Here is a 12,195-nt window from a genome sequence, read left to right as displayed (position 1 = left end):
TGGTAGCCATGCCTTCCAGGCATGGAGGTTAAGATGGAACTCCGGCATCTTCGCTATTTTGTCGCCGTCGTCGAAGAAGGCAGCCTGACGCTTGCCGCTGAACAACGGCTGCACACGGCACAGCCTTCGCTCAGCCGTCAGATCAGGGATCTCGAATACGAGGTCGGCGTTCCGCTGCTGACGCGCAGCGCGCGGGGTGTGGAGGCGACGGCAGCCGGGCTTGCCTTTCTGGAGCATGCACGTCAGGCGATTGCTCAGGCGGAAGCTGCGGTGGAGGCGGCGCGGCGCGCTGCAGAGCCTAGCAAACCGGTGTTCTCCATCGGCTTTCTGACGGGACAGGAGGTGGATTGGCTCCCTCATGCCACGAGAATTCTTCGGGACGAGCTGCCCAACATCGAGATCAGGGTCTCGAGCCAGTATTCGCCGCAGCTTGCCGATGAACTCCAGCGCGGAAAACTCGACATCGCCTTTCTGCGCCGCGAGCCGAAGCCGGATATCGAATATGTCGTCATCGCAAGAGAACCGCTGGTGGTGATCCTGCCAAGCGACCATCGCCTTGCCGCATGCAAGGCGATCGATCCCATGGATCTTGCCAGCGAGACTTTCATCGGGATGTCCGATACGCCGCATATACTCCGCGGCGTCATCAACGACTATTTCGATCGGCTCGGTCTCAAGATCGCGCCGAAGCACCTGATCGACAATTTCGCCATGGGCGTGTCGCTTGTCGCGTCCACCCGCGGCGTCGCGCTGCTTCCCGCCTATGCCGAGAACTTCCTATCCCGGTCGGTCATCAGCCGCCCGCTCATCGGCAAGGCGCCGACAATCGATCTGATGGTGGGGTATCACAAGGCAAACAGCTCGCCATTGCTCAAGCTCTTCCTGTCGCGTGTGGACGATATGATCGAGCGTTTTTCCGACAAGGTGAAATGAGAGTCCTGCGATCTGTTTTCTTAATCCTACGTGCCGGGATCTCCGCGGGCAACGTGACGGGTAGTCAGGGACAGCTTTTGACGCAAAGTTGGGTAATTGCTTTTATCGCGCGCGCTTGCCTCCCCCCGCCAAACTCGCTAAGAGACGCCGCAACTTGGGGCCTTGGGGACCTAGGCTTTTTGAGCGGTTCCGGAAGTCGGGAGCCCGGCTCTCTGGCCAAGCGGTCTGCCCCAGAGCTTTCGTGATGCCGGGTCCGGTTTTCCGCTTTCCCGGCGCCAGTCGTGGTAGAGGCATATGGCACGCATCGTAATGAAATTCGGCGGCACGTCCGTCGCTGACCTGGACCGCATCAAGAACGTCGCCCGCCATGTAAAACGCGAAGTCGATGCCGGCCACGAGGTGGCGGTTGTGGTGTCGGCCATGTCCGGCAAGACCAATGAACTGGTCGGCTGGGTCCAGGGCATGCCGAAGGTGATCGGCGCCAATTCGCCGTTTTACGATGCGCGGGAATATGATGCGGTGGTCGCCTCCGGCGAGCAGGTGACCTCCGGGTTGCTGGCGATCGCATTGCAGGCGATGGATATCAATGCGCGCTCCTGGCAGGGGTGGCAGATCCCGATCCGCACCGACAATGCGCATGGCGCGGCGCGCATCATGGAAATCGACGGTTCCGACATCGTCAAACGGATGGGCGAGGGGCAGGTTGCCGTCATTGCCGGCTTCCAGGGACTGGGACCAGACAACCGCCTCGCGACGCTCGGACGCGGCGGATCGGATACGTCGGCCGTCGCAATCGCGGCAGCTGTCAAGGCGGATCGTTGCGATATCTATACCGATGTCGACGGCGTTTACACGACCGACCCGCGCATCGTGCCGAAGGCGCGCAGGCTGAAGAAGATCGCCTTCGAGGAAATGCTCGAGATGGCATCGCTCGGCGCCAAGGTGCTGCAGGTGCGCTCGGTCGAGCTTGCCATGGTGCACAAGGTGCGCACCTTCGTGCGCTCGTCATTCGAAGATCCCGATGCTCCGGGCATGGGCGATCTGCTAAACCCGCCCGGAACGCTGATTTGTGACGAGGATGAAATCGTGGAACAGGAAGTAGTCACCGGCATCGCCTATGCCAAGGATGAGGCTCAGATCTCGCTTCGCCGTCTAGCCGATAGGCCGGGCGTTTCCGCGGCGATCTTCGGGCCGCTCGCGGAATCCCATATCAATGTCGACATGATCGTCCAGAATATCTCCGAGGACGGGTCGAAGACCGACATGACCTTCACCGTACCGTCAGGTGACGTCGAGAAGGCAATCAAGGTGCTCGGCGACCATAAGGAGAAGATCGGCTACGATGTCGTGCAGAACGAATCGGGGCTGGTGAAAGTGTCGGTCATCGGCATCGGCATGCGCAGTCACGCCGGCGTTGCGGCTACCGCATTTCGTGCACTTGCCGAAAAAGGCATCAACATCAAGGCGATCACGACCTCCGAGATCAAGATTTCCATCCTGATCGACGGTCCCTATGCAGAACTCGCTGTCAGGACTTTGCATTCCTGCTACGGTCTGGATAAGAATTGATTCCCAGTGGGCGGCCTGCCCCTTCAGGTTGAGGAGACGAAGGCCGGCCCGCCGGGACTGAGTGCGTTGTTTCGGGAGCTTGAGACGCCATGAGAGACCTTTCCGGCGGTCCGCGCGTGCTGCTCAGGCGGCTGCGCGAGTTGATGGCGGAGCCGCTGGAGCCGCAGGATCGTCTTGACCGGATCGTCCGCCAGATCGCCGGCAACATGGTGGCGGAGGTGTGCTCCGTTTACGTGCTGCGGGCCGACGGCGTGCTCGAACTCTATGCGACCGAAGGCCTCAACCGTGAGGCCGTGCACCTGGCGCAACTGAAAATGGGGCAAGGCCTGGTCGGCACGATCGCCGCCTCGGCCCAGCCGCTGAACCTTTCCGATGCGCAGTCGCACCCTGCTTTCCGCTACCTGCCGGAAACGGGCGAAGAGATTTACCATTCCTTCCTCGGCGTGCCGATCCTCAGGACCGGGCGCTCGCTTGGCGTTCTCGTCGTGCAGAACAAGGCGAGCCGCAACTATCGCGAGGAAGAGCTGGAAGCGCTCGAGACGACGGCGATGGTGCTGGCCGAGATGATCGCCACCGGCGAGCTGAAGAAGATCACCAAGCCGGGCCTCGAACTTGACCTGACGCGTTCAGTGACCGTCGACGGCGACACGTATAATGACGGCATCGGCCTCGGTTACGTCGTGCTGCACGAGCCGCGCATCGTCGTCACCAATTTGTTGAACGAGGATGCCGAGAAGGAAATCCGGCGGCTGGCCGAAGCCATGGGCTCGCTGCGGATCTCGATCGACGACATGCTGTCGCGTCGCGATGTCTCGATGGAGGGCGAACATCGAGAGGTGCTCGAGACCTATCGCATGTTCGCGCATGACCAGGGCTGGGTGCGCAAGCTCGAGGAGGCGATCCGCAACGGCCTGACGGCGGAAGCGGCGGTCGAGAAGGTGCAGAGCGACACCAAAGCCCGGATGATGCGGTTGACCGACCCCTATCTGCGCGAACGCATGCATGATTTCGAGGATCTGGCGAACCGGCTGCTCAGACAATTGACGGGGTATACCGGGCGGACGACTGCCGAAGGTTTCCCCAACGATGCGGTCGTCCTGGCGCGTGCCATGGGCGCGGCGGAGCTGCTCGATTATCCGCGGGCCAATGTGCGCGGGCTGGTGCTGGAAGAAGGCGCGGTGACAAGCCACGTGGTGATCGTTGCGCGCGCCATGGGTATTCCGGTCATCGGCCAGGCAGCCGGTGTGGTGGCGCTCGCCGAGAACGGCGATGCCGTGATCATCGACGCCGACGAGGGACATGTACATCTGCGACCGATGGCCGATCACCGGCGTTCCTACGAGGAAAAGGTTCGCTTCCGCGCCAGGCGGCAGGAACAGTTCCGGGCGCTGCGCGCCGTCGAGCCGGTGACCAAGGATGGGCAGCGGATTGGGTTGATGATGAATGCGGGGCTGCTGGTCGACCTGCCGCAGCTTTCGGAATCGGGTGCCGAGGGCATCGGCCTCTTCCGCACCGAACTGCAGTTCATGATCGCCTCCACCATGCCGAAGGCGGACGAGCAGGAACAGTTCTATCGCAATGTGATAAAACAGGCGGCGGGCCGCGCCGTCACCTTCCGTACGCTTGATATCGGCGGCGACAAGGTCGTGCCGTATTTCCGCGGCCATGAGGAAGAAAATCCCGCACTCGGCTGGCGCGCCATCCGGCTGTCGCTCGACCGGCCGGGACTGTTGCGTACCCAGCTGCGCGCTCTGTTGAAGGCATCGGCAGACACCGAGCTGAAGTTGATGGTGCCGATGGTGACCGAGGTTTCCGAGCTGAAGATCGTGCGCGAGCTGTTGCAGAAGGAAGTGCAGCATCTCTCGCGCTTCGGCCACGGGCTGCCGCGCAAGCTGCAATTCGGCGCGATGCTGGAGGTGCCTGCACTGCTTTGGCAGCTCGATGAACTGATGGAGGCGGTCGATTTCGTCTCGGTCGGTTCGAACGACCTCTTCCAGTTTTCGATGGCGGTCGATCGTGGCAATGCGCGGGTCTCGGACCGCTTCGATCCGCTCGGCAAACCGTTTTTGCGCATTCTGCGCGATATCGTGCGCGGCGCGGACCGGAACAAGACGCCGGTAACGCTCTGCGGCGAGCTTGCCAGCAAACCGATCTCGGCGATGGCGCTGCTCGGCATCGGCTTCCGTTCGATCTCGATGTCGCCGGCCTCGATCGGGCCGGTGAAGGCAATGCTGCTCGGGCTCGATGTCGGGGCGCTGACCAAGGCGATGGACGAGGTGCTGGACGATATCCACGCCATGATGCCGATGCGCGAGGTGCTTGCCCGCTTCGCCGAAAGCCACAATATTCCCCTTTAGACAGAGACTAAGAAGAATCGGAGTGAAGGGTGGCGAAGCTTCCCGTTGAAAAGATGCGCGAGCTGGAACGCCGTTTCGGCGAGATCGAAGCGCGCATGTCGGCCGGCCCGGCTGCCGATGTCTATGTGAAGCTCGCATCCGAATATTCCGAGCTGCAGCCCGTCGTGACGAAGATCCGCGCCTATGAGAGGGCGATCGCCGAGCTTGCCGATCTCGAAACGCTGCTCGAAGACAAGTCGGTCGACCGCGAAATGCGCGACCTTGCGGAGCTGGAGCTGCCCGAGGTGAAAGAGCAGATCGAGGCGCTTGAGCAGGAGATGCAGATCCTGCTGCTGCCGAAGGATGCGGCTGACGAGAAGAGCGCCATCCTCGAAATCCGCGCCGGCACAGGCGGCTCTGAAGCGGCCCTTTTTGCCGGCGATCTCTTTCGCATGTACGAGCGTTTTGCGGCGGAGAAAGGCTGGAAGGTTGAGGTGCTCTCGGCGAGCGAGGGCGAAGCCGGCGGCTACAAGGAAATCATCGCGACGATCACCGGCCGGGGCGTGTTCGCCAAGCTGAAATTCGAATCCGGCGTGCATCGTGTGCAGCGTGTGCCGGAGACCGAGGCGGGCGGGCGCATCCATACGTCGGCCGCAACGGTGGCTGTGCTGCCGGAGGCCGAGGAGATCGACATCGAGATCCGCCAGGAGGATATCCGCATCGACACGATGCGCTCTTCGGGTGCCGGTGGCCAGCACGTCAATACAACGGACTCCGCGGTGCGTATCACCCATCTGCCGAGCGGTATCGTCGTCACCAGCTCGGAAAAATCGCAGCACCAGAATCGCGCCAAGGCGATGCAGGTGCTGCGCTCCAGGCTCTACGATGCCGAGCGGCAGAGGGCCGACAGCGAGCGCTCGGCCGACCGCAAGAGCCAGGTCGGCTCCGGCGACCGCTCGGAACGCATCCGAACCTATAATTTCCCGCAGGGTCGCATTACCGACCACCGTATTAATCTGACGCTCTACAAGCTCGACCGGATGATGGAAGGTGAGATCGAGGAGGTGGTGGATGCGCTGATGGCCGATTACCAGGCAAGCCAGCTGGCACAACTCGGCGAGCAACAATGAGCTCGACGGTCGCCGATACGCTTGCCGAAGCGCGCCGCCGCTTCATCGAAGCAGGTGTCGCCGACCCGGCGACCGATGCGCGGTTGCTTGTCGCGGGCCTTCTGAAGCTATCGCCGACCGAGCTTTTGACGCGATCGTCCGAGCGGCTTTCTTCTGAGCAGGCCGAGGTGATTTTCAAGGCGGTGCAGCGGCGGCTCGGTCATGAGCCGGTGCATCGCATTCTCGGCGAGCGGGAGTTCTATGGCCTGCCGCTTCGGCTCTCAGTGGAAACGCTGGAACCGCGACCGGATACGGAAATCCTGGTCGATACGGTGCTTGCCTATCTGAATGACCTTGCAGAGGCGCAAGACCATCTCCATATTCTTGATATGGGAACCGGGACGGGGGCGATATGCCTTGCGCTTTTGAGCGAATGTCCTGAAGCGTCAGGTATCGGCAGCGATATTTCGGCGGATGCACTTCGGACGGCAACATCGAATGCAGAAAGAAACGGATTACAGGATCGTTTCCAAGCCGTACAGTCGAGATGGTTCGAGAGCATCCAGGGTTGGTTTCATGCGATTGTCTCAAATCCGCCCTATATTGCTTCCAATGTCATTCACGATCTTGCTCCCGAAGTGACGAAATTTGATCCGGTTGCGGCACTGGATGGCGGCCCGGATGGGCTTGACGCCTACCGCGCGATCGCCAAAGATGCCGCAAGGTTCATGAGGCCCGATGCGGTCGTCGGACTCGAAATCGGCTACGATCAGCGAAACGATGTGACGGCGATTTTTGAAGCGAAAGGCTTCAAATGCCTCAAATCCGTAAAAGATTATGGTCAGAATGATAGAGTGCTCGTGTTCGCGCTCGCGTGACTGGCGATAATTGCTGCATTGAACAGGACATTATTGTTATTGCGAAGAAAAGGCTTGGATTTCCACGGGAAGCAATATAGGTTGCGGTCACGTGTTGGGCAGATAGGAATGAACGAGATTCGTTCGGTACTTGGTTTGCCTCGGGGGTCCGCTCTTTTAAACGAGAGTTTCAACGGTTGAACACGACCCAATGCGTGAATCAGTCAATCTGACTTGAAAACCAAGCGGCAGGTCGGCGCAAAGGCGCAGTATGCTCGCGGCACAAAGGTCCTGACCCGCTTTTCGGTCATGGCGGTTGGTGCCATGTATCCATCATAAACAGAGAATTCAGGTGAACGATCTATGAGGCCAGGACAGCAGAACAAGCGCGGTCGAGGGCGTGGTAACAACAATAACGGCGGTGGCGGCGGCGGAAGTAACAATAACAATAACAACAATTTCAACCGCAAGGGCGGCAATCCGCTGACCCGGACCTATGACAGTTCCGGCCCCGATGTGAAGATTCGCGGTACTGCTCAGCATATCGCCGAAAAATACGCACAGCTCGGCCGCGACGCCCAAAGCTCCGGCGACCGCGTGATTGCCGAGAACTATCTCCAGCACGCCGAACATTACTATCGTATCATCGCCAGCGCCCAGGCGCAGATGCAGGAACGCTTCCAGCGCGACGATCGCGGCGAATATGATCGCGATGGTTCTGATCGGGACGGTGCGGATCGCGACGGCGACGATATGGATAACAACGACAATGACGGCGACGATGTCGTTATCGTCCAGCCGCCGCAGAGCAGGCAGCAGCACCGGCCGCAGGCACAGCCGCAACCGGCGCCTGCCCCGGCGGCTGCACCGGCACCCCAGCCCGAGGTGATCGACGGAACCGGCCCGCAGCCGGAGATCGAAGGCATTCCGGCCGAGGTCGCCATGGATGAGGAAGGCTCCGGCGGTCAGCCGCGCCAGCCCCGCCGTCGCAGCACCGGCAGCCGTCCCCGTCGCCCGCGTCGCGGCGCTGAAGGCGAAGCAGCCGCTGAGGGCGAGGGTTCCTCTGGCGAGGCGCCGGTACTGGCTGACGCCGCATCGGAATGAGGATTTCGCTTCTCCTTCAGGGGGAGTATGAGGTTCATGCCATCTGTTAGAATTGCGACGAAAATCCCCGGCTTCGCGCCGGGGATTTTCGTTTTGTCGGCTCTTTAAACTCGCAGAACAGGGTACCATATTCTCCTCGACTGCTTCGCCCAAATCTGAGATGGGCCAAGCGCGGCCTGCCTTTTCAGGGGGTCGATCTCAATCATCGGTCTGCGCCTCGTCAGGGCAGGGCGATCCATGGAGGTAGAATATGAATATCGAGAAATACTCCGAGCGGGTGCGCGGCTTCATTCAGTCGGCGCAGACCTATGCGCTGGCGCAGGGTCACCAGCAATTCACGCCCGAACATGTGCTGAAAGTGCTGCTCGACGACGATCAGGGCATGGCGGCGTCGCTAATCGAGCGCGCCGGCGGCGATGCCAAGGCTGCACGCCTCGCCAATGACGCAGCGCTGGCCAAACTGCCGAAAATTTCCGGCGGTAACGGCAATATCTATCTGGCGCAGCCGCTCGCCAAGGTGCTCTCGACCGCCGAAGAGGCGGCGAAGAAGGCCGGCGACAGCTTCGTCACCGTCGAGCGCCTGCTGCAGGCGCTGGCGATCGAATCCTCGGCCTCGACGTTTTCGACACTGAAAAACGCAGGCGTGACGGCCCAGGGCCTGAACCAGGTCATCAACGACATCCGCAAGGGCCGGACGGCGGATTCTTCCAATGCGGAGCAGGGTTTCGATTCGCTGAAGAAGTTCGCACGTGATCTCACCGCCGAAGCCCGCGACGGCAAGCTCGACCCGGTGATCGGCCGCGACGACGAAATCCGCCGCACCATTCAGGTGCTTTCGCGCCGCACAAAGAACAATCCTGTGCTGATCGGCGAACCCGGTGTCGGCAAGACCGCGATCGTCGAGGGTCTGGCGTTGCGCATCGTCAACGGTGACGTGCCGGAATCGCTGAAGGACAAGAAGCTGATGGCGCTCGATATGGGCGCGCTGATTGCCGGTGCAAAATACCGCGGCGAATTCGAGGAGCGGCTGAAGGCCGTGCTCAACGAGGTGCAAGCTGAGAACGGCGAGATCATCCTGTTCATCGATGAGATGCACACGCTGGTCGGCGCCGGCAAGGCCGATGGGGCAATGGACGCGTCCAACCTTCTGAAGCCCGCTCTTGCCCGCGGTGAGCTGCATTGCGTCGGCGCGACCACGCTCGACGAATATCGCAAACATGTCGAAAAAGACCCGGCGCTTGCTCGGCGCTTCCAGCCTGTTGTCGTCGACGAGCCGACGGTCGAAGACACGATCTCGATCTTGCGCGGCCTGAAGGAAAAATACGAGCAGCATCACAAGGTGCGCATCGCCGATGCCGCGCTGGTGGCGGCTGCGACGCTTTCCAACCGCTATATCACCGATCGTTTCCTGCCCGACAAGGCGATCGACCTGATGGACGAGGCGGCGGCGCGGTTGCGCATGCAGGTGGATTCCAAGCCGGAAGAACTCGACGAACTCGACCGCCGCATCATCCAGCTGAAGATCGAGCGCGAGGCACTGAAGAAGGAAACCGACGTTGCCTCGGCCGACCGGCTGAAGCGGCTGGAGACCGAACTGACCGGCCTCGAAGAGGAAGCCGATGCGCTGACGGCCCGCTGGCAGGCGGAAAAGCAGAAGCTCGGCCTTGCCGCCGATCTCAAGAAGCAGCTCGACGATGCCCGCAACGAACTGGCGATTGCCCAGCGCAAGGGTGAATTCCAGCGCGCCGGCGAGTTGACCTACGGTGTCATCCCGGATCTGGAAAAGCAGCTGGTCGATGCTGAGAGGCAGGATGGCGAACGCGGCGCGATGGTGCAGGAGGTTGTTATCCCCGACAATATCGCCCATGTCGTTTCCCGCTGGACCGGCATTCCGGTCGACAGGATGCTGGAGGGCGAACGCGACAAGCTGCTTCGGATGGAGGATGAACTGGCGAAATCGGTAATCGGCCAGGGCGATGCGGTTCAGGCGGTGTCGCGCGCTGTGCGCCGCGCCCGCGCCGGTCTGCAGGATCCGAACCGGCCGATCGGCTCGTTCATTTTCCTCGGCCCAACCGGCGTCGGTAAAACGGAGCTCACCAAGGCGCTCGCCCGCTTCCTCTTCGACGACGAAACGGCGATGGTGCGCATGGACATGTCGGAATATATGGAGAAGCACTCCGTTGCCCGGATGATCGGTGCGCCTCCGGGCTATGTCGGTTATGACGAAGGCGGGGCGCTGACGGAGGCCGTGCGCCGCCGGCCGTATCAGGTCGTGCTGTTCGATGAGATCGAAAAGGCGCATCCAGACGTCTTCAACATCCTGCTGCAGGTGCTGGATGACGGACGCCTGACGGACGGCCAGGGGCGGACCGTCGATTTCCGCAACACGATGATCATCATGACCTCGAACCTCGGCGCCGAATATCTGACGCAGCTCAAGGACGGTGACGACAGCGATACGGTTCGCGAGGAGGTGATGGAGGTTGTGCGCGGGCATTTCCGGCCGGAATTCCTGAACCGCATCGATGAGATCATTCTGTTCCACCGGCTGAAGCGTGAGGAGATGGGCGCGATCGTCGATATCCAGCTGAAGCGGCTGGTGGTGCTGCTGTCCGAACGCAAGATCGTCATCGACCTTGACGAGGAAGCGCGCCACTGGCTGGCGAATAAGGGTTACGATCCGGTCTACGGCGCAAGGCCGTTGAAGCGGGTGATCCAGAAATTCGTGCAGGATCCGCTGGCCGAGCAGATCCTGTCGGGCCAGGTGCCTGATCGGTCGACGGTGAAGGTGACGAGCGGTTCGGACCGGCTGCAGTTCAGGACGCGGCAGACGGTGAGCGAAGCGGCCTAAGCCGTTTCTCCGGATGAATGAGAATGGCGGCTTTGGCCGCCATTTCTGTTTGGCGGGGGCGAAACGACTGAACGGTTCATCAGCTTGCCGGCTATAGCGGCGATTACTTGCTCGCCACCTGATCTGCCGTCTGATTGTTCAGCAGCGTATCGATACGCTTGCGCTCGTCCTCAAACTTGGCCAGCGCTTCGCCCTGCAGCGATTTGCCGCCCGGCAGACGGATGCGCAAGGGATCGACCTTGGTGCCGTTGACGATCAGCTCGTAGTGCAGGTGCGGTCCGGTGGACTCGCCCGTCGTGCCGACCCAGCCGATCACCTGACCCTGACGAATCTTGGCGCCGGGGATAACGCCCTTGGCGATGGCGCTCTGGTGATTGTAGGAGGATTCATAGCCGTTGGCATGGCGGATGATCGTCTGGTTGCCGTAACCGCCGGAATCCCAGCCGGCTTTTTCAACAGTGCCGTTGCCGGCGGCGATGATTGCCGTACCGCGGGGGGCCGCCCAGTCGACACCGGTGTGCATGCGGGCGAAACCGAGGATCGGGTGACGGCGCATGCCGAAGCCCGATTTGAAGATGCCGTTCGGAACTGGGTTGCGCAGCAGGAACTGGCGGATGCTCTTGCCGTTCTCGTCGAAATAGTCGACCGTGCCGTCATCGGGGTCCTGGAAGCGGTAGAAGCGCGTCTGCGTATCGCCGAAACGAGCGTTGACGTAGAGCAGTTCGGAATCCTCGGTCGCCTGGCCGGCGCTGTCGGCGACGGAGAAGAAGGCCTCGAGACTATCGGTCGACCTCAACTGCGCCTGGAAATCGACATTGCTGGCGAGCAGCTTGATGATCAGCGCCGTCATATCCTTGGTCATGCCGTAGGACAGGGCCGCGCGATAGATGCCGTCATAGACGCGCGGCAGGTTCTGGCCGGGTGGCGGCGCGAATGAATTGTCATCGAAGGCGGTGGCGATGGCATCCAGCATCGGCGGCTCGCTTCCGGGCACGTATCTGCCCTTGTCGTCGACGGCCACGGTGACGAGATGGCGCGTGCCGCGATAGACGCTGGCTCGAATGATCTTTGCCTGCTCGCCCTTCTGAATGATGCCGATCCGCAGCACGTCGCCCTTGTCGAGATCGGCGGAACCCAGTTGCTGTGAGATAAACCCGGCAATGCCATCGGCATATTGCTGCGGATAGCCGGAATCCGTCAGCGCCTTGGCGATCGGCGTATCGACGCGGACGGGCAGGATGTCGTCGGCGAACTCCTCGGTCTGCGGCGTGATCGATTCCGATGCGGAAACGGTCATGTTCTGTTCGAGCACGCGAGCCGACAGGCCGGCGGTCAGATCGACATCGGCATCCTCATTGGAGAAGCGGCGTGGATCGACGTAATAAAGGGCTGCAAGCTGCGTGTTGCCATCAGTCAGCACCGAGCCATTGGAACGC

General features: G+C 61.4%; 8 protein-coding genes (1 of these 8 only partly in view). 7 read left to right on the top strand and 1 reads right to left on the bottom strand.

Features of this window, described 5'->3' with window-relative positions:
• The first annotated feature begins 33 nt into the window (after window positions 1-33).
• The 7 genes from HJB83_RS31400 (at window position 34) to clpB (ending at window position 10,759) form a co-directional block, all read left to right on the top strand.
• Entirely contained in the window at window positions 34-933 is a 900-nt protein-coding gene (locus HJB83_RS31400) for a LysR family transcriptional regulator (RefSeq protein ID WP_221117831.1), read from the top strand.
• A 294-nt stretch (window positions 934-1,227) separates the two neighbouring features.
• The gene (locus tag HJB83_RS31395; RefSeq protein ID WP_003566987.1) at window positions 1,228-2,502 is read left to right on the top strand and encodes an aspartate kinase; all 1,275 of its coding nucleotides are present in this window, start codon (window positions 1,228-1,230) and stop codon (window positions 2,500-2,502) included.
• A gap of 89 nt (window positions 2,503-2,591) precedes the next feature.
• A complete protein-coding gene (gene ptsP, locus HJB83_RS31390) occupies window positions 2,592-4,859 on the top strand; it encodes a phosphoenolpyruvate--protein phosphotransferase (RefSeq protein ID WP_207581948.1) in 2,268 nt (755 codons plus the stop codon).
• A 29-nt stretch (window positions 4,860-4,888) separates the two neighbouring features.
• Entirely contained in the window at window positions 4,889-5,968 is a 1,080-nt protein-coding gene (prfA, locus tag HJB83_RS31385) for a peptide chain release factor 1 (RefSeq protein WP_221133182.1), read from the top strand.
• Window positions 5,965-6,825 (top strand): peptide chain release factor N(5)-glutamine methyltransferase, encoded by an 861-nt coding sequence (prmC, locus tag HJB83_RS31380; protein ID WP_221133181.1) that lies wholly within the window; start codon window positions 5,965-5,967, stop codon window positions 6,823-6,825. The genes prfA and prmC overlap by 4 nt, the downstream gene beginning before the upstream one ends.
• A 342-nt stretch (window positions 6,826-7,167) precedes the next feature.
• The gene (locus HJB83_RS31375; protein ID WP_221133180.1) at window positions 7,168-7,908 is read left to right on the top strand and encodes a DUF4167 domain-containing protein; all 741 of its coding nucleotides are present in this window, start codon (window positions 7,168-7,170) and stop codon (window positions 7,906-7,908) included.
• Window positions 7,909-8,158: 250 nt separating this feature from the next.
• On the top strand, window positions 8,159-10,759 hold the full coding sequence (gene clpB, locus HJB83_RS31370; RefSeq protein WP_221133179.1) for an ATP-dependent chaperone ClpB: 2,601 nt from the start codon (window positions 8,159-8,161) through the stop codon (window positions 10,757-10,759).
• A 103-nt stretch (window positions 10,760-10,862) separates the two neighbouring features.
• Here the strand turns inward: clpB and HJB83_RS31365 are convergent, their stop codons facing one another.
• Window positions 10,863-12,195: the 3' portion of a M23 family metallopeptidase gene (locus HJB83_RS31365; protein WP_164007964.1), read on the bottom strand. 608 nt of this gene lie beyond the right edge of the window; the window shows 1,333 of its 1,941 coding nt (coding positions 609-1,941); its start codon lies beyond the right edge, outside the window; its stop codon occupies window positions 10,863-10,865.

It is taken from the genome of Rhizobium sp. NZLR11 (assembly GCF_019685115.1).
Lineage (GTDB): Bacteria > Pseudomonadota > Alphaproteobacteria > Rhizobiales > Rhizobiaceae > Rhizobium.
The sequence above is the reverse complement of the archived record's forward strand: the minus strand, read 5'-3'. Positions and strand labels throughout refer to the sequence as shown.